General features: G+C 72.6%; 21 protein-coding genes and 1 tRNA gene. 18 read left to right on the forward strand and 4 right to left on the reverse strand.

Going from position 1 to position 16,255, the window contains the following annotated elements; translation table 11 throughout:
* Positions 1–8 precede the first annotated feature (8 nt).
* The 7 genes from ACLQ3F_RS05895 to ACLQ3F_RS05925 all read left to right on the forward strand — a co-directional run bounded on the left by ACLQ3F_RS05895 (position 9) and on the right by ACLQ3F_RS05925 (position 5,886).
* Positions 9–104: transfer RNA gene (locus ACLQ3F_RS05895), tRNA-Sec, on the forward strand.
* A gap of 23 nt (positions 105–127) precedes the next feature.
* Positions 128–1,432, forward strand: a complete 1,305-nt coding sequence (gene selA, locus ACLQ3F_RS05900) for an L-seryl-tRNA(Sec) selenium transferase (RefSeq protein ID WP_425846856.1) — start codon at positions 128–130, stop codon at positions 1,430–1,432.
* A gap of 2 nt (positions 1,433–1,434) precedes the next feature.
* Positions 1,435–3,219, forward strand: a complete 1,785-nt coding sequence (gene selB, locus ACLQ3F_RS05905) for a selenocysteine-specific translation elongation factor (protein WP_425846858.1) — start codon at positions 1,435–1,437, stop codon at positions 3,217–3,219.
* A 53-nt stretch (positions 3,220–3,272) separates the two neighbouring features.
* Positions 3,273–4,013: a hypothetical protein gene (locus ACLQ3F_RS05910; RefSeq protein ID WP_425846860.1), complete on the forward strand. Its 741-nt coding sequence runs from the start codon at positions 3,273–3,275 to the stop codon at positions 4,011–4,013.
* Positions 4,014–4,071: 58 nt separating this feature from the next.
* The gene (locus tag ACLQ3F_RS05915) at positions 4,072–4,269 is read left to right on the forward strand and encodes a hypothetical protein (RefSeq protein ID WP_238669770.1); all 198 of its coding nucleotides are present in this window, start codon (positions 4,072–4,074) and stop codon (positions 4,267–4,269) included.
* Positions 4,270–4,349: 80 nt separating this feature from the next.
* Positions 4,350–5,627, forward strand: coding sequence for a hemolysin family protein (locus tag ACLQ3F_RS05920; RefSeq protein WP_425846863.1), 1,278 nt, complete (start codon positions 4,350–4,352; stop codon positions 5,625–5,627).
* A 73-nt stretch (positions 5,628–5,700) separates the two neighbouring features.
* A complete protein-coding gene (locus ACLQ3F_RS05925; RefSeq protein WP_036410487.1) occupies positions 5,701–5,886 on the forward strand; it encodes a hypothetical protein in 186 nt (61 codons plus the stop codon).
* Positions 5,887–5,891: 5 nt separating this feature from the next.
* Here the strand turns inward: ACLQ3F_RS05925 and ACLQ3F_RS05930 are convergent, their stop codons facing one another.
* On the reverse strand, positions 5,892–6,542 hold the full coding sequence (locus ACLQ3F_RS05930) for a hypothetical protein (RefSeq protein WP_357206703.1): 651 nt from the start codon (positions 6,540–6,542) through the stop codon (positions 5,892–5,894).
* 133 nt (positions 6,543–6,675) lie between these two features.
* On the opposite strand from ACLQ3F_RS05930, the gene ACLQ3F_RS05935 reads away from it, so the two are divergent.
* A complete protein-coding gene (locus ACLQ3F_RS05935; RefSeq protein ID WP_355007565.1) occupies positions 6,676–6,879 on the forward strand; it encodes a hypothetical protein in 204 nt (67 codons plus the stop codon).
* Positions 6,880–6,884: 5 nt separating this feature from the next.
* Here ACLQ3F_RS05935 and ACLQ3F_RS05940 read toward each other — a convergent pair whose 3' ends face one another.
* From ACLQ3F_RS05940 to ACLQ3F_RS05950, 3 genes are all read right to left on the reverse strand, one after another.
* Positions 6,885–7,361: a hypothetical protein gene (locus ACLQ3F_RS05940; RefSeq protein WP_425846867.1), complete on the reverse strand. Its 477-nt coding sequence runs from the start codon at positions 7,359–7,361 to the stop codon at positions 6,885–6,887.
* Positions 7,358–7,570, reverse strand: coding sequence for a phosphatidylethanolamine-binding protein (locus ACLQ3F_RS05945; protein WP_088989541.1), 213 nt, complete (start codon positions 7,568–7,570; stop codon positions 7,358–7,360). Before ACLQ3F_RS05945 ends, ACLQ3F_RS05940 begins: the two co-directional genes overlap by 4 nt.
* A 99-nt stretch (positions 7,571–7,669) precedes the next feature.
* Positions 7,670–8,551 (reverse strand): universal stress protein, encoded by an 882-nt coding sequence (locus ACLQ3F_RS05950; protein ID WP_425846870.1) that lies wholly within the window; start codon positions 8,549–8,551, stop codon positions 7,670–7,672.
* A 113-nt stretch (positions 8,552–8,664) separates the two neighbouring features.
* On the opposite strand from ACLQ3F_RS05950, the gene ACLQ3F_RS05955 reads away from it, so the two are divergent.
* The 10 genes from ACLQ3F_RS05955 (at position 8,665) to ACLQ3F_RS06000 (ending at position 16,246) form a co-directional block, all read left to right on the forward strand.
* Complete coding sequence (locus ACLQ3F_RS05955) at positions 8,665–9,411, forward strand: SAM-dependent methyltransferase (RefSeq protein WP_425846872.1); 747 nt, start codon at positions 8,665–8,667, stop codon at positions 9,409–9,411.
* A 71-nt stretch (positions 9,412–9,482) separates the two neighbouring features.
* Positions 9,483–10,655: a PP2C family protein-serine/threonine phosphatase gene (locus ACLQ3F_RS05960; RefSeq protein WP_425846875.1), complete on the forward strand. Its 1,173-nt coding sequence runs from the start codon at positions 9,483–9,485 to the stop codon at positions 10,653–10,655.
* 56 nt (positions 10,656–10,711) lie between these two features.
* The gene (locus ACLQ3F_RS05965; RefSeq protein WP_357206478.1) at positions 10,712–11,173 is read left to right on the forward strand and encodes a MarR family winged helix-turn-helix transcriptional regulator; all 462 of its coding nucleotides are present in this window, start codon (positions 10,712–10,714) and stop codon (positions 11,171–11,173) included.
* Positions 11,174–11,467: 294 nt separating this feature from the next.
* Positions 11,468–12,100: a CDP-alcohol phosphatidyltransferase family protein gene (locus tag ACLQ3F_RS05970; RefSeq protein ID WP_355007559.1), complete on the forward strand. Its 633-nt coding sequence runs from the start codon at positions 11,468–11,470 to the stop codon at positions 12,098–12,100.
* Positions 12,097–13,041: a DUF881 domain-containing protein gene (locus ACLQ3F_RS05975; RefSeq protein ID WP_357227668.1), complete on the forward strand. Its 945-nt coding sequence runs from the start codon at positions 12,097–12,099 to the stop codon at positions 13,039–13,041. The genes ACLQ3F_RS05970 and ACLQ3F_RS05975 overlap by 4 nt, the downstream gene beginning before the upstream one ends.
* The gene (locus tag ACLQ3F_RS05980; RefSeq protein WP_030327710.1) at positions 13,038–13,370 is read left to right on the forward strand and encodes a small basic family protein; all 333 of its coding nucleotides are present in this window, start codon (positions 13,038–13,040) and stop codon (positions 13,368–13,370) included. Before ACLQ3F_RS05975 ends, ACLQ3F_RS05980 begins: the two co-directional genes overlap by 4 nt.
* 11 nt (positions 13,371–13,381) lie before the next feature.
* Entirely contained in the window at positions 13,382–14,386 is a 1,005-nt protein-coding gene (locus ACLQ3F_RS05985; RefSeq protein ID WP_425846879.1) for a DUF881 domain-containing protein, read from the forward strand.
* A 60-nt stretch (positions 14,387–14,446) separates the two neighbouring features.
* Complete coding sequence (gene gcvH / locus ACLQ3F_RS05990) at positions 14,447–14,827, forward strand: glycine cleavage system protein GcvH (protein ID WP_091397961.1); 381 nt, start codon at positions 14,447–14,449, stop codon at positions 14,825–14,827.
* A gap of 214 nt (positions 14,828–15,041) precedes the next feature.
* Positions 15,042–15,494, forward strand: a complete 453-nt coding sequence (gene odhI / locus ACLQ3F_RS05995; protein ID WP_007071101.1) for an oxoglutarate dehydrogenase inhibitor Odhl — start codon at positions 15,042–15,044, stop codon at positions 15,492–15,494.
* Positions 15,495–15,544: 50 nt separating this feature from the next.
* Positions 15,545–16,246, forward strand: coding sequence for a MerR family transcriptional regulator (locus ACLQ3F_RS06000; protein ID WP_357206467.1), 702 nt, complete (start codon positions 15,545–15,547; stop codon positions 16,244–16,246).
* Positions 16,247–16,255 lie beyond the last annotated feature (9 nt).

The following is a 16,255-nucleotide window of genomic DNA, read 5'->3' on the forward strand; positions in this document are numbered from 1 at the left end:
TGGCCGGTGGAGGCGTTCAGGCGGCTGGTGCCCCTCCCGGTCTTCAAAACCGGAGTGGTCCGGGACCCGGGCCAGGCGGGTTCGATTCCCGTCCGTCTCCGCCACACCGCTTGCAGGAGATGACGCGATGGGCGACGGCCCGGTGGACCCGCGACGTCGGGTGCCCCGTACGGACACGCTGCTCGCCGACCCGGTGCTGGCCGCCGCCACCGTGACTCTCGGCCGGGAGCAGGTCAAGGCCATCGTCTCCCACGCGCAGGGCCGCGCCCGTCGCGGTGAGCTCAACCCCGACGAGGTACGCGACGCGGCGGTCGCCGCGTTGCCCACGCCCGGCCCCCGGGTGGTGCTCAACGCCACCGGTGTCGTGCTGCACACCAACCTGGGCCGGGCGGCGTTGTCGTCCGCCGCGGTCGCCGCGGTGGTGGCCGCCGCCGGGCACACCGACGTCGAGTTGGACCTGGCCACCGGCCGGCGGGCCCGCCGCGGCCGGGGCGCGCTCGACGCGCTGGCCGCCGCCGTGCCCGACGCGGGCGCCGTGCACGTTGTCAACAACGGCGCCGCCGCGCTGGTGCTGGCCGCCACCGCGTTGGCCGCCGGCCGGGAGATCGTGGTCAGCCGGGGCGAACTGGTCGAGATCGGCGACGGTTTCCGCCTGCCAGACCTGCTGGAGAGCACCGGCGCGCGGCTGCGCGAGGTGGGCACCACCAACCGCACCACAGTCGCGGACTACGCCGCCGCGCTCGGCCCGCAGACCGGTTTCGTGCTCAAGGTGCACCCGTCGAACTTCCGGATCACCGGCTTCACCTCCGCCGTCGGGGTACGGCAACTGGCCACGCTCGGGGTGCCGGTGGTCGCGGACATCGGCTCCGGGCTGCTCGGCGCGGACCCGCTGCTGCCCGACGAACCGGACGCGGCCAGCACCCTGCGAGCGGGCGCCACGCTGGTCACCGCCAGCGGCGACAAGCTGCTCGGTGGGCCGCAGGCCGGGCTGCTGCTCGGTGACGCCGAGGTGGTCGACCGGCTGCGACGTCACCCGCTGGCCCGGGCGCTGCGGGTGGACAAGCTCACCCTGGCCGCGCTCGCCGCCACCCTGCACCAACCGCACACACCGACTTACGCGGCGCTGCACGCCGAGCCGGGCACTCTGCGGGAACGCGTGGAGCGCCTGCGGGACCGCCTCGGCGCGGACGGCCGCAAGGCGGAGGTGGTGCCAGCCGTCGCGGTGGTCGGCGGGGGCGGCGCCCCCGGCGTGGAGTTGGACTCGTGGGCGTTGAGCCTGCCCGAGCGGTACGCGTTCCCGCTGCGCACCGGAAACCCGCCGGTCCTCGGGCGGGTGGTGCGCGGGCGACTCCTGCTCGACCTGCGCTGTGTGCCCGCCGACGCCGACGACGCCGTCCGCGCGGCGGTGCTGCGCGTACCCGGGGACGACTGAACGTGTTCGTCGTCGCGACCGCCGGGCACGTCGACCACGGCAAGTCGACACTGGTCCGGGCGTTGACCGGGATGGAACCCGACCGGTGGGCGGAGGAACGCCGCCGGGGGATGACCATCGACCTGGGTTTCGCCTGGACGACGCTGCCGTCCGGCGCCACCGTCGCCTTCGTCGACGTACCCGGGCACGAGCGCTTCGTGCCGAACATGCTCGCCGGGGTCGGCCCGGTCCCGTCAGCGCTGATCGTGGTGGCCGCCGACGAGGGCTGGATGCCGCAGTCCGCCGAGCACCTGGCCGCGCTCGACGCGCTCGGCGTCGCGTACGGCCTGCTCGCGGTGACCCGCGCGGACCTGGCCGATCCGGGGCCGGCGACGGCCCGCGCCCGCGCCGAGATCGCCGCGACCACCCTCGGCGCAGTGCCGGCGGTGGCGGTCAGCGGCCTGACCGGCGCCGGCCTGCCGGAGCTGCGGGCCGCCCTGGACCGCCTCGCCGCCCAGTTGCCCGCGCCGGTCGTGGACGACCCGGTCCGGCTCTGGGTGGACCGCAGCTTCACGGTGCGGGGCAGCGGCACAGTCGTCACTGGGACCCTCGGCGGCGGCCGGCTGCGGGTCGGCGACGAACTGGAGCTGGCCGGCACCGACGAACCGGTCCGGGTCCGCGGCCTGCACTGCCTGGGCGAGGCCCGCCCGGAGGCGGCGGCGGTCGCCCGGGTCGCTGTCAACCTGCGGGGTACGCCCCGCGACCGGCTCGGCCGGGGCGACGCGCTGCTCACCCCGGGCCGGTTTCACCACACCGACCTCATCGACGTCCGGCTCGCCGGCGACCCGGCCGGCGACCTGCCAGCCACCCTCACCCTGCACGTCGGGTCGGCGGCGGTGCCGGTACGGGTGCGCCCGCTCGGCCCGGACACCGTCCGGCTGAGGCTGGCCCGCTCGCTGCCGTTGCTGGTGGGTGACCGGGCGCTGCTGCGGGACCCGGGCCGCCACCACGTCAGCGGCGGGGTGCGGGTGCTGGACGTGGCGCCGCCACCGCTGGGCCGACGGGGGGCGGCCGCCGCCCGCTCGCAGGTCCTCGCCGAGTTGGACGGTCGACCCGACCTGGCGGGGGAGCTGCGCCGTCGCCGACTGATCCGGGCCGGCGCGTTGATCCGGATGGGTGTGCCGGTGCGTACCCGGCCGGGGCGGGACAGCCCGGCGTTGGCGGCGCCGGTGGCCGGTGACTGGCTGGCCGACCCCGCGCACTGGCGGCAGCTCGGCGAGCGGCTGACCGAGGAGGTCGCCCGGTACGCGCGGGAGCACCCGTTGGAGCCCGGAATGCCGGTGGACGCCCTGCGTCAGCGCCTCGCCCTGCCCGACCGGGTGCTGGTCGAGGCGCTGGTCCGGCCGCCGCTGCGGATCCACGCCGGTCGGGTCGGGGCGGCGAACGCCAACGCGCTGCCCGAACCGGTGGCCCTGGCCGTGAGCCGGGTCCGCGCTGAGTATGGCGACCGGCCGTTCCGCGCCCCCGAAGCGGACCGCCTCGTCGACCTCGGTCTGGGCCCTCGGGAGATCGGCGCCGCGGTGCGGGCCGGGGCTCTGCTGCGTCTGGCCGACAACGTGGTGCTGCTGCCCGACGCGCTCGACGACGCGGTCCGGGTGTTGGCCGGGTTGCCGCAGCCGTTCACCCTCTCCGCTGCTCGGCAGGCGTTGGACACCACCCGCCGGGTGGCGGTGCCCCTGCTGGAACTGCTGGACCGGCGGGGCGCGACCCGCCGGCTGCCCGACGACGTCCGGATCGTCGTCACCTGAACGCGCGCCCTTGCGGGGCTGACAGGGTGGCGTGGGAATGCGACGGTGGGCTGATGGTCGAGGTGATGGCGTCCCGGGCGCGGCCGTTCGGTGGCCGCTGGCGGGAGATCGTCTCGGTGGCGCTGCGCTGGGGGCTGCCGGTGCTGTGGGTGCTGTGGGCCGGTCTGGCGTGGTGGGTCGAGCCCCGCGCGTCGACCGAGGCCCAGCTCGACCGGGATCTCGCGGCCGGCCGGGTGGTGAGCTACCAGCGGGCGTACGGCTGGGCCGACGACGGCGCGTACTGGGGGAGCCGGCCGCGTGTGCAGTACGCGGCCGACGGGGGGATGCTGACCTGGACCGTGTCGAACGGCCAGAACCGGTACGCCGATGGGGCGCCGTTGGCCTCGGACTCGTCCGCCGTCGGGCCGGACTCGTCGGCGAGCACCGGGTGGGACGCGCGGCGTGCCGCAGTCGACGGTTCGGGGCAGGCCGGGGGCGGCACCGCGCACCGGATCGGGAACGCCGCGGCTCTGCTCGCCGGTGTGCTGACCGTGCTCTGGCTGGGCCGCTTGATCGGTGGCGCGCCGCCGCTGGTCGGCACCCGGTGGTTCTGGTTCTGGGTCGGCCTCCTGCCGTTCGGGACAGGTGTGCTGGCCTGGACCTACCGGGAGCTGTGGAGACCACCGCCGGTGCCGGTGCCTGACCGGGGCTCGGGGTGGCGTGGGTTCGGCTGGCTGATCCTCGCCGCGGTCGGCATCAGCCTCCTGGTGTCCGTTGCCCGCATCGTGTTTGGGACGACGGTGGTGCCGGGCTGAGCCGGCGATGCCGGGCCAACCGGCCCCGAGGTCGGTGATGGTCACCTACGGTGACGCCATGGACCCTTCGGCGGTCTGGCGGGACCGGCAGCACAAGTGGCGGATCGAGGCGTACCGGGCGCCGGACCTCCGTTTCGCCATCTACGCCACCAACGGCCCCACCGAGTCGGTGCCGCTGTGGCTGTTCGGCATGTCGGCCCTGGCCCGCTGGCTGATGACCCACGCCATCTCGCTGGACGACCTGGAGGTCGACTGAGCGGGGGCGCGGTCGCAAACACCGCCCACGCCGCGCCCCGCTGCGGTTGAGTGACCTCAGGCGGCGGACGGGGGCACGCGATGGGCAGTCAGCTCGGGCAGTTGGCGTTGGTGGCCGTGCTGGTGCTGGTCAACGCCGCGCTCTCTGGCAGCGAGATGGCGCTGGTGACCCTGCGGGAGGGGCAGTTGCGGCGGCTGGGCCGGCGAAGCCGCGCCGGTGACCGGTTGGTGCAGCTGTCCCGCGACCCGAACCGCTACCTGGCCACGATTCAGCTCGGCATCACCCTGGCGGGGTTCCTGGCCTCGGCGGCGGCCGCGGTGTCGTTGGCCTCTCCGCTGGTCGGGCCGTTGGGTTTCCTCGGCGCGGCGGCGCGTCCCGCCGCGGTTCTGCTGGTGACCGTGCTGCTGACGTTCGTCACGCTGGTGCTCGGTGAGTTGGCCCCGAAGCGGCTGGCCATGCAGCGGGCTGAGCGTTGGGCGTTGCTGAGCGCCGGTCCGTTGGATCTGTTGGCTCGGGTGTCCCGGCCGGCGGTGTGGCTGCTCAGCCGGGCCACCGACGCGGTCGTGCGGCTCGCCGGTGGTGACCCGCGGGCCAACCGGGAGGAGATGACCGAGGAGGAGTTGCGGGAGATGCTGGCCAGCCAGCGCGGTCTGTCGGCCCAGCAGCGGGAGATCCTGACCGGCGCGTTCGACATCGCCGGCCGGACGCTGCGGGAGATCCTGGTAGCCCGGCGTGAGGTGACGACGCTGCCCGCCGGTCTGGCCGCCGACGAGGGCGTCCGGCGGCTCGCCGCCGCCGGACGGTCCCGCGCTCCCGTCACCGGCCCCGGCGGCCTGGACGAGGTGCTCGGCGTGGTGCACATCCGCGACCTGGTGCGGGCCGGCACCGCTGAAGTGGGTGAGCGGGTCCAGGCGCCGCTGCTGCTACCGGTGACCCTGCCGGTCGCCGACGCGATGCGTCAGCTGCGCCAGGAGCATCAGCAACTGGCCCTGGTCGTCGACGAGCACGGGGGCATCGACGGCATGATCACCATGGAGGACCTTCTGGCCGAGGTGGTCGGTGAGTTGTACGACGAGACCGACCGGGACGTGCGCGGGGTGGTCCGGGAATCGGACGGGTCCCTGCTGGTGCCCGGTGACTTCCCGCTGCACGACCTGCCCGACCTGGGGGTGCGGTTGAGCTTCCCGTTGTCCCGGGACTACACGACAGTGGCTGGTCTGGTGCTGGCCCGACTGCGGCACCTGCCGGAATCCCCGGGTGAGACGGTGCGGCTGCCCGGTCTGACCCTGCAGGTGGTGGAGGTCGCCGACCGTGCGGTGCGCCGGGTACGCCTCTGCGGGTTCGTCACCGAGCGCTGAGTGTTCACCCAGAAGGCTGACAAAAGGCCCAAATCGACAAGCCGGGGAACGCGGTACGCCTACGGTGCCAGACGTGAAGGACCGAGGGTTGCGTACGTTCGTCACGGTGCTGGCCGGCCTCGCGGTGATCTACTTCGGCAGCGCCGGCCGCAGCCCCGAGGAGGGCCGTGGCATCTCCGGCGGGGTGGTGGTCCTGGCGCTGCTCGCCGCGTTGCTCGTGTGGCACCTGACACGGCCGGGGGACAAGACGGTCAAGTGAGCGCCTCAACGGGCGGCGACACGGGTGACCTCACCGGCGGACTCCTCACCCAGCGCCACCCGTACCAGCGCTGACGCGAGCCGGCCGAAGTCCGGTTCGTCGACGAGACCGGCGAGCCGGTCCGGGGACCCCGGCAGGCCCAACCGCTTCGCCCCGGCCAGGGCCCGACGGTCGGCGTACGGGCGCACGTCCGACCAGACCGTCTGTGCCTCGCGCAGGTAGATGTCCGCGCCCGTGGGGCCGATGCCGGGAAACTCGGTGAGCCGCCGCCGCAGCCCGGCCGGGTCGCCCTGGGCCTCCCGGTGCAGGCGTCGCAGGTCACCGTGCCAACGGTCCAGGCACAGCCGGGCGCCGGTGCCGAGCATGGTGGCGGTCCGCTCGTCGTAGCGGCGGTAGTGGCCCCGGCCCAACGCGTCGACGCGCTCCTGCCAACTGGCCGCCTCCATCGCCTGTGGGGTGCGGTAGCCGGCGGCGAACAGTTCCCGCGCCGCGTCCACCGCCACGCACGCGCGGATCCGGGTGCTCAGCAGCGTGGTCAGCACCAGCAGCTGGTACAGCGGCCCCGGCCGGTCGGCAAGCCGGATGCCGGCCTCCTCCGCGTACGTGCGGCCACGCCGGTCGAGCAACACCCGCACCACACGTCGATCATTGCCCACCCGGTCGGGTTACCCACTTGAGGAGCGGCTAGCCGTCGCACCGCCGGCCGAGGCCGGAATGCCATCGGGGCGGGCGGGTATGCCGACGGTGGAGGCGGCTTCTGCCGCCTGCCGTACCGGAGGGAGACACCCCGTGACGAACCCGCAGCAGCAGGAGTTGCGCCGCAACGCACTGGGCGCCACCAGCCAGGACAACAAGGGCCCCGCCCCGGGCGGGCATCCGGCCAACCGCGGCTCGTCGCGCGGTGACGCCGGTCGTCCGGTGCCGAAGGGGCAGGTGTCGCCGTACGGCCCGGCCGGTGAGCCGGTGGCCGAGGACGACAGCGACACCCGCTGACGGACCTAGCGACCGCGGCCTGGCGGCCGTCGCAACCTGTTCCAGGTGGCGGCGGCCGCCAGCCCGTACGCGAGGTGCGGGATGATGTCGGAGATCCAGTCGGAGCGCCGCCACGTACGCGGGTCGCTGATCCCGAGCACGGTGATCGACCCGTCGGTCATGGTCATGACGCCCGCGCCGAGCAGACCGGTGGCCACCGGCAACGGCTGACGTCGACCACCGGCGTAGAGCGCGAACCCGACGCCCGCGGCGACGCCCAACCCGTAACCGATCAGCGGCCCGAGGCCCGAGCGGCGGTTGGCCGCCCGGGCCCCGTTTCCCAGGTCGACGTGCGCGATCCCGGCCAGCCGGTCGACGGTCTCCTGGGGAACGTCGCTCTCCGGCCGTCCCCGCAGTGCCATGTCCAGGAAGCTGACCACGTTCAGCGCGGTGCTGCCGACGGCGCCTGCGATCGCGCCGTCGGCCACGTCGACCGTCCTCACTTCGGGTCGCCCGGTTCGCGCTCGCTCTTCGGGCCGTACGTCCGGTCGCCGCGCACCACGCCTCGTTGACCGCGATCCTCCTGGAGGATCCTGTTCGCGACCTGGTTGGCCTTGCCGTCGGGTACTCGGCGTCCGGAGTCGTCGATCGCGTTACGCAACCGCGCGCGCTGCTTGTCGTACGCGTTACTGCCCGGCCGTGGTCCTGGCATCTGTGCCTCCTTCGTCGGTCTGGGCACCTGGTGCTGCCCGCCGTCCGCTGGGCGTACCGCGGCCGTCTACCCGTCTGGCGGCGGACCAACCCCGGCGCACTACCGGGGCGCGCGGACCACGACCACCGGGCACTGCGCGTGGTGCAGCATCGACTGACTCACCGACCCCAGCAGCAACCCGGTCACCTCGCCGCGCCCGCGCCCACCGACGACCGCCAGTTGGGCGGAGCGGGACGCCTCGGCGAGCACAGTGCCGGGTCGGCCGTGCACCACCTGGCAGGTCAACCGCAGACCCTGGTGGGCCTCGGTGAGCCCGGTCAGCCACCCGGCGAGCATCCGTTCCTGCTCGCCGCGCAACCGCGCCTCGTCGTACACCAGGGGTTGCATGTCGCCCGGGCCGCTGCTGCCGGGATGGCGGTAGGCGTGCACCGCCATCAGCGGCACGCCGAGTGACACTGCGGTCTCGGCGGCGAAGTCCGCCGCCAGCCGGGAGGCGTCCGAGCCGTCCACGGCGACCAGGACCGGCTCGTCGGGGCGTTGCGTGCCGCGCGCGACCAGCACCGGGCAGTCGGCGTACGCGGCGACCTGCACCGCGACCGAGCCGACCAGCAGCGCGGAGAACCCACCCAGCCCGCGATCGCCGAGCACGATGAGCGCGGCGGTGGGGGACTCGCCCACCAGCACCGCGGAAGCCTCACCGTCGATGATCTCGCCGGAGATCGTCAACCCGGGCACTGTCGCCTCGGCCTCGCGGACCGCGGCCTCGACGAGTTCCTCGGCCCGGTGGCGCAGCCCACCGCCGGGAGGCGCATCCGGGGCAGGGGAGACGGGTACGTGCAGCAGCGGCCAGATGAAGCCGTGCACGACCCGCAGTGGTCGGTGCCGGCGGGCCGCCTCGGCGGCGGCGAGGCGCACGGCGCGCAGCGCCGACTCCGAGCCGTCGACGCCAACCACCACCGCCGCGTTGTTCGCCGAGTTCACGGCCCCACCTCCGCTCGCGGCCAGTATCGCGGGCCCGGACGCCCCCGCGTCGCGATACCGCCGAGCGCGTCCAGGTCGGTACGCTGGCGACGACCGGGGAGGGAGCGCCGCCGATGGGTGAACCGGACCAGCCAAGCACCGCTCGCATGATCGACTTTTGGCTCGGCGGGCAGCATCACTTCCCCGTGGACGTGGCCGCCGCGAACGCGTTCGAGCAGGCGTACGGGCCGTGCGCGCCGGTGTTCCGCGAGCTGCGGGCGTTCCTGGGCCGGGCGGTGCGGGCCATGGCCGAGCAGGGCGTGGACGGGTTCCTGGTGTTCGGCGCCGGGGTGCCGACGATGGGCAACGTGCACGAGGTCGCCGCCGACGCGACGGTGCTCTACACCGACGTCGACCCGGTCACCATCCGACTGGGACAGAGCATCCTCGCCGGCAGCGACCGGGCCGGCTACGGCTTCGGCGACGCGACCGACATCGGCACCGTCGACCCGGCGCAGCTGCACCGTTTCGTGCCGGGGTGGGGTCGGCGGCCGGTCGGAGTGGTCTTCCTGGGGTTGGCCGCGTTCCTCGACGACGCCACGCTGACCCGCACCCTCGACGAGCTGTACGCTGCCGCGGCGCCGGGCAGCCTGCTCGCTGTGGACTTCGACACCGAGGAGCTGGCCGGTCACCCGCAGGCGCTGGCCATGATGGGGCCGCAGTTCCGGATGCGTCCACCGGCGGCGTTCGCGCCCCTGCTGGGTCGGTGGGCGCCGACGGCGGACGGGATCGTCCCGGTTGCCGAGTGGCGCCCGGAAGGGCCGCTGGCCGAGGTGCCCGACGCGTTCCACGGTGTGCTCGCGACCCGCGCGGGTGACTGACCGCGCCGATCACCCGTCCGGTGACGTCCGTATGATGCTTGCCCTACAGCAAGCTTCGGGGGAGGTCGACGATGGTAGACGCGCCGGACGTGGTGTCGCGCGCGTTGCGCGAGGCTCCGCCCGACCAGTTGGCGGAGGCGGCGGACCGGGCGATCCGGTCCGCGATGGGCGCGCTGCGCACCGACGTCTTCGTCGCCGACTACCGGATCAGCGGCCTGTGGCCGGTGCTGGATCCGGACCTGCCGGCGGCCGGTTTCCTGGCCTGCCACACCATGGCGCAGCGCTGCTTCAGCAGCCAGCAGCCGGTCCGCGATGGTGAGGGCCCCTGCCGGCTCTACCTGCCGTTGACCGTGTGGGGCGAGCGGCTGGGTGTGCTGATGATCGAGCTGCCGGCCGTACCGAACGCGGCGGTCACCGGTCGGGCGACGGACATCGCCGGCGCTCTGGCGGTGGCGATGCGCGCGGCGGACCGGGAGACCGACCGCTACCGGCGGGCCCGCCGTCGGGAGCGACTGACGATGGCCGCCGAGATGCAGTGGGACCTCCTGCCCGGTCGTGGTGTGTCCCACCACGCGTTCGACCTGGCCGGCCAGCTCGAACCGGCGTACACGGTGGGTGGCGACCACTTCGACTGGTCGCTGGACGGCGACCGTCTCACCGTGACGGTGCTCAACGGTGAGGGCAACGGGCTGGCGGCGTCGCTGTTGACAGCCGTCACTGTCAACGCGATGCGCAACGCGCGTCGCTCCGGTGGCGGCCTGGTGGAGCAGGCCGAGCTGGCCTCGGACACGGTCTTCTACCAACACCGGGGCGCCCGGTACGTGGCCACCCTGCTGCTTGAGGTGGACACTCGCCTCGGCCGGGTGCGGGCCGTCGACGCGGGCTCGCCCCACCTGTTGCGGATGCGCGGGTCCACTGTCGAGCCGATGAAACTCGATCAGCAGTTGCCGCTGGGCATGTTCGCCGAGACCCGCTACGAGCTTCAGGAGATGCAACTCGTCCCCGGTGACCGGCTCTTCGTCGTCAGCGACGGGGTGTGGGCCGCCGAACCGCCGGGCCAGGAGCCGTACGGGCAGCGGGCGATGGCACGTTCCCTGCGCGCCACGCGGTTGCAGCCGCCGGCCGAGGCGGTTGGTACGGTGATGCGCGAGCTACACGCCTATCACGCCGATTCCGATCTGCGTGACGACGCCGTCGTGGTCTGTCTGGACTGGCACGGTCCACGCGAGCGGAGCATGGCGTGAGTTTCGCCGCCGCATTGCCGGGCGGGCACCAGCGCGACAACGGCAGGGGACATCAGGTGGAGCGACCTGCGGATCTCGCCGCGGCGATCACCACGGCCGCCGAGACGCTGATCGCCGTGCTGGAGTCGGCCGGGTCGCGGCACCAGGTGCCGCCCACCCAGCTGAGGGTGCTCTTGCTGATCAGCGGTCGCCCGGAGACCAACGTCAACGGGTTGGCGGAGCTGCTGGACGTGGTGCCCTCGTCGGCAAGCCGCCTGTGCGACCGGTTGGAGGCGACCGGGCTGTTGCGTCGGGTGGCCGATCCGCGTGACCGGCGTGAGGTGCGGTTGGTGCCGACGCCTGCGGCGCTGACCCTGTTGGGGGAGTTGGCCGAGCGGCGTCAGCGCGCGGTGCAGGCGGTGCTGGACCGGATGCCGGCGCGGATGCAGCACGAGCTGTTGCTGGCGCTGGCCGGGTTCGCTCGGGCGGCGACCTCGGTGCCCGAGCAGCAGGCCGATCCCGCCGTCCAGACGGCCTGAGCGCCAACCCTTCTTCCACTAGTATCCTAGGACGCTCTACGCGTGGTGATCCACGCCACAGTGCGACATCGCCGCACCGGCAGGCCACGGCAGCGGCCGGCCAGCGAGAGGAAGCCCGATATAGTGGCAGCGCACCTACCCGGCCCGCGATCATCGAGATCGCGGGCCGTATCAGGGCAAGGGGCCCCGCCCGGGGCCGCAGGGGAGAGCCGGCGCTGGTCGGCCCGACAGCGCGTACGACCCTCAGCCGCGCCCGGCGCCGGCCGGGGGCCCGCGTGCCGTGGAGGAGGATCGGTGTCGCGTCGGCCGGCTCGGGCAGAGCAACCGCGGGACACCGGTGACGAGACTCCCGGCAACCAGGTCCTCACCCTGCCCAACCTGATCAGCTTCGGGCGGCTGCTGGGCGTGCCGCTCTTCCTCTACCTGTTCCTGGTGGCGCGGGCCGACGTGGCGGCGGTCGTGGTGCTGGCCATCGGGGGCACCACCGACTGGGTCGACGGCTGGATCGCCCGCCGCCTTCACCAGGTCAGCCGCCTGGGCGAGTTGCTCGACCCACTCGCCGACCGGCTCTACATCCTCGCCACCCTGATCGCCTTCACCGCGCGGGAGGTGGTGCCGTGGCAGTTCACCGCGGCCCTGCTGGCCCGTGAGGTGCTCCTGCTGGCCTCGCTGGCGGTGCTGCGTCGCTACGGGTACGGTCCGCCGCCGGTGCACTACGTGGGCAAGACTGCCACGTTCCTGCTGCTCGCGGCGTTCCCGGTGCTGCTGTTGGCCAGCGCGGCCACCGACGTGGCGACGGCGGCGAGCGCCATCGGTTGGGCGTTGGCCTGGTGGGGGCTGGTGCTGTACTGGGTGGCCGGCGCGATGTACGTCGTGCAGGCGGCCCGGCTGGTGCGCGCGGCGCGCGGTCCGGGAGCGGCGGCGTGAGCGCGCCTCGGCTGGGAAAACCCGGCCAGGACCGGGTGTACGCGCCGGACTTCCTCACCGAGCTGTTCCGCAACCCGCTGGATCCGGGGTACGCGGACGCGGCTGCCGCCCGTCGGCGCTCGGCGGAGTCCGCTCCGGCGCGCGGGTGGCGGGCCTTGCCGGCACGGTCGGTGAGCCTGGTCGTGGTGGTGATGCTCGGTTTCCTGTTCGCGGTCGCGTACCGGCAGACGATGGCAGACGAGCCGGGGCGCAGCCAGGCCCGTTCGGGTCTGGTGGCGCAGATCAAGGAGCGGGAGAGCCAGACCGACCGGTTGTCCACGCAGGCGGATCAGCTGCGCGAGGAGGTCAGTCGGCAGCGGGACGCGGCGTTGACCGGTTCGGCCGCCGCCCGGTTGCGCAACCTGGAGGCGAGCACCGGGTTGGGCCGGGTGCGCGGTGATGGTGTGGTGGTGCGGTTGGCGGACGCGCCGGACAAGGCTGATGCGGTCACCGGTGCCGGCGCTGGGCCGCCGCGCGTGCTCTACAGCGACCTGCAGGGTGTGGCGAACGCGTTGTGGAGTGCTGGCGCGGAGGCGATCGCCATCAACGGGCAGCGGTTGACGTCGACGTCGACGATCCGGTCGGCGGGTGAGGCGATGCTCGTGGATTTCCGGCCGGTGACCGGGCCGTACGAGGTGTCGGCGATTGGGCCGGGTTCGATGCGGCGCAAGTTCGAGGACAGTCGGAACGCGGCGCTGATGCGGAAGGTCGCGCAGGGGACGGGGTTGTCGTTCGGTGTGCGGGAGGCGGATGACCTCACCCTGCCGGCGGCGCCGGAGCCGCAGCTACGCTACGCCAAGCCGTCGGTCAGTCCGAGCCCTTCCGCGTCGGGTGTCCGTTCCGGCAGTCCCGGGTCGTCCGGTCCGGGGACGACTGTTAGCCCCTCCGGAGGTGGCCGATGATCGCGGTGTTGGCGTTGCTCGCCGGTGTGGTGCTGGGCGTGTGGCTTGATCCCACGGTGCCGGCGGCGTTGCAGCCGTACCTGCCGATCGCGGTGGTGGCCGCGTTGGACGCGGTGTTCGGTGGGGTGCGGGCCCGGTTGGACCGCATCTTCGACGATAAGCAGTTCGTGGTGTCGTTCATTTCGAATGTGCTGGTGGCTGGTCTGATCGTGTATCTGGGTGACCAGTTGGGGGTGGGTGGGCAGTTGTCCACCGGTGTGGTCGTTGTGTTGGGGGTGCGTATCTTCGGCAACGTGGCGGCGATCCGTCGGCACCTGTTCCGGGCGTAGGTTGGGTTGCGATGAGTGACGAGCAGACCGACACGGGGACCGGGTGGCCGCAGCCGGTGGGTCCGGTGCGGCCGGGTGGGCCGGCGGGTGAGCCGGATCCGCGGCCGGATGCGCCGGATCCGGATGAGTTGAGCCCGTTGGCGCCGCAGGCGCCGGCGGATGACGAGCCTGTGGCGGAGCCGGGTGTGGAGCCGGTCGACGATGGTGCGACGGTGGACCTGAGCGTGGTGTCGCGGTCGGGGGAGCAGCCGGTTGCGGGTGCGGACGGGTTGGCGGAGCCGGTGGGGGAGTCGGCGGCGCCGGTGGTGGCTGGTCGGTCCCGGTGGAGTGCGGCGGGGGTGATGATCGCCGCGTTGTTGGCGTTGCTGGGGTTCACGTTGGTCGTGCAGTTGAAGACGACGTCGACGGACCCGACTCTGGGTGCCACCCGTCAGGAGGATCTGGTCCGGATCCTGTCGGATCTGGATGCGCGGGAGAATCGCCTGCAGCAGGACATCCGGGCTCTGGAGGACAGTCAGCGGCAGTTGCGCTCGGGTGAGCAGGGTCGTCAGGCGGCGTTGGATGAGGCGACGCGGCGGGCGGACGAGTTGGGCATCCTGGCGGGGACGTTGCCGGCTGTGGGTCCGGGGTTGACTGTGCAGTTCGACGGCGGTGTGAAGCCGATTTCGGCGAATCGGGTGTTGGACGCGGTGCAGGAGCTGCGTGGTGCGGGCGCTGAGGCGATGCAGATTTCCGGTGGGGATCGGGCGACGGTGCGGATCATCGCGTCGACGTACTTCCTCGATGGGGAGAACAACGCGTCGTTGATCGTGGAGGGGCGTCGGTTGTCGGGGCCGTACACGATCACGGTGATCGGTGATCCGGCGACGATGCGTACGGCGTTGAACATTCCTGGTGGGGTGGTGGCGTCGGTCCGGGGTGACGGCGGTAACGTGACGTTTGGGGAGCGTGAGGTTGCCGAGGTTTCGGCGCTGCACGTGCCGATCAAGTTGGAACACGCCCGTCCGGTCTCCTGACCGGCGCGGCCGCGCCGGACCCGGGTGGTCCGGGGCACCGATGGATGAAGGACGCGTCTGGTGATTCCCGAGGATCTGCGATACACCGCCGAGCATGAGTGGGTGGCGGGTGACGGCACGGCTTCGGTCCGGGTCGGCATCACCCACTTCGCGCAGGACGCGCTCGGTGACATCGTGTACGTGCAGTTGCCCGAGGCGGGTGCGGTGGTCGCGGCCGGTGACTCGTTGGGTGAGATCGAGTCGACCAAGAGCGTGTCGGAGATCTACGCGCCGGTGGCCGGTACGGTGGCGGCGCGCAACGATGCGTTGGCTGACACGCCTGAGCTGATCAACACTGATCCGTACGGTGAGGGTTGGTTGGTGGAGATCACGCCGAACGATCCGACTGCGACGGATGGGTTGCTGACGGCGGCCGCGTATCAGAAGATCACCGAAGGCTGAGTGTGCTTGATCCGGTGCGCGGCATGTCTGCGCGCGTCCGGTTGCCCTGCATTTCGGCGCTGGCTAGGCTCGCCCAGTCGACCGAGAACCCAATAGTTGAGCGTTGCGGAATTGCCTTCCCGGGCACGGGGAGCCAGCCGCCGGGTGTTCAAGTGCCCGGCGGCCAGACCCGCCATTACCCGACGCCGACCGAACAGATCCGTGAGGTGGTCCCATGACGCGGCCAGACGACGAGTTCCCCCCACTCGACGTCACTTCGACGCTCAATCTCGGTTCGCTCGACGAAGTGCTGGAGGGGCCGGATACCGATGTGGTGCCGAGCCGGATGTCCGGTTCGTTGCCGCCGGGTATGGCGCTGCTGGTGGTTCGTCGAGGCCCGAATGCGGGTGCCCGGTTCTTGTTGGACCACGATGTGACGACCAGTGGCCGGCACCCGGACAGTGACATCTTCCTTGATGACGTGACGGTGTCGCGTCGGCACGCGGAGTTCCACCGTGATGGTGGGACGTTCACGGTGCGGGACGTGGGTAGCCTGAATGGCACGTACGTCAATCGTGAGCGGGTCGAGGCGGCCACGTTGAGCAATGGTGACGAGGTTCAGATCGGTAAGTTCCGGGTGGTGTTCATCGCCGGTCCGCGCCCGGAGGAGGAGGCCGGCCGGGGGTGAACGAGCCTGCGGCCTCCATGTCACCCGGGGCGGCTCGGTCTGAGCCGCTGATGAGCATCGGTGAGGTGCTTGGGCAGTTGCGGGTGGATTTTCCGGATACCACGATTTCGAAGCTGCGGTTTCTTGAGGCCGAGGGTTTGGTCGAGCCGCAGCGGACGGCGGCGGGTTACCGGAAGTACAGCTGGGACGATGTGGCGCGGTTGCGGTTCGTGTTGACCGCGCAGCGGGACAGGTACCTGCCGTTGCGGGTGATTCGGGAGCAGTTGGCCCAGTGGGATTCGTCCGGTGAGCAGCCGGAGCGGTCGCGGCCGGCGTTGGTGGCGGTTGGTCCTGATGGTGCGGTGCCGGGTCGTGAGTTCGCGGAGCCGGCCGAGTCGTCGCAGGTGCGGCTCGGCCGGTCGGATCTGGTGGCGCGCAGTGGGATCGACGAGTCGACGTTGGTGGAGTTGGAGCGGCTCGGTGTGTTGGTGTCGGATCCGCCGGGTTGGTATGACGCTGATGCTCTGATCATCGCGTCGGCGGTGGCGGGGTTGGCGGCGTACGGGTTGGAGCCGCGGCACCTGCGGGGTTATCGGACGGCGGCGGACCGGGAGGTCGGTTTGTTCGCGCAGTTGGTGGCGCCGTTGGCGCGGCAGAGTGATCCGGCGGCGCGGGCGCGGGCGGCGGAGACGGCGCGGGAGTTGGTGGCGTTGTCGGAGCAGTTGCACGCGGCGTTGGTGCGGGTGGGGCTGCGGTCGACGTTGGGTCGGTGAGGGTGCCCG

Source organism: Micromonospora sp. DT15 (assembly GCF_049841475.1).
In the GTDB taxonomy this organism is placed as follows: Bacteria; Actinomycetota; Actinomycetes; order Mycobacteriales; family Micromonosporaceae; genus Micromonospora.

What these genes read in the sequence shown, in the direction of transcription:
- ACLQ3F_RS05960 (WP_425846875.1), top strand. Translation starts at nt 9,483, where the DNA reads ATGGTAGACGCGCCGGACGTGGTGTCGCGCGCGTTGCGCGAGGCTCCG.
- ACLQ3F_RS05955 (WP_425846872.1), top strand. Translation starts at nt 8,665, where the DNA reads ATGGGTGAACCGGACCAGCCAAGCACCGCTCGCATGATCGACTTTTGG.
- selA (WP_425846856.1), top strand. Translation starts at nt 128, where the DNA reads ATGGGCGACGGCCCGGTGGACCCGCGACGTCGGGTGCCCCGTACGGAC.
- ACLQ3F_RS05920 (WP_425846863.1), top strand. Translation starts at nt 4,350, where the DNA reads ATGGGCAGTCAGCTCGGGCAGTTGGCGTTGGTGGCCGTGCTGGTGCTG.
- ACLQ3F_RS05985 (WP_425846879.1), top strand. Translation starts at nt 13,382, where the DNA reads ATGAGTGACGAGCAGACCGACACGGGGACCGGGTGGCCGCAGCCGGTG.
- ACLQ3F_RS05915 (WP_238669770.1), top strand. Translation starts at nt 4,072, where the DNA reads ATGGACCCTTCGGCGGTCTGGCGGGACCGGCAGCACAAGTGGCGGATC.
- ACLQ3F_RS05945 (WP_088989541.1), bottom strand. Translation starts at nt 7,570, where the DNA reads ATGCCAGGACCACGGCCGGGCAGTAACGCGTACGACAAGCAGCGCGCG.
- ACLQ3F_RS05910 (WP_425846860.1), top strand. Translation starts at nt 3,273, where the DNA reads ATGGTCGAGGTGATGGCGTCCCGGGCGCGGCCGTTCGGTGGCCGCTGG.
- ACLQ3F_RS05980 (WP_030327710.1), top strand. Translation starts at nt 13,038, where the DNA reads ATGATCGCGGTGTTGGCGTTGCTCGCCGGTGTGGTGCTGGGCGTGTGG.
- ACLQ3F_RS06000 (WP_357206467.1), top strand. Translation starts at nt 15,545, where the DNA reads ATGAGCATCGGTGAGGTGCTTGGGCAGTTGCGGGTGGATTTTCCGGAT.
- odhI (WP_007071101.1), top strand. Translation starts at nt 15,042, where the DNA reads ATGACGCGGCCAGACGACGAGTTCCCCCCACTCGACGTCACTTCGACG.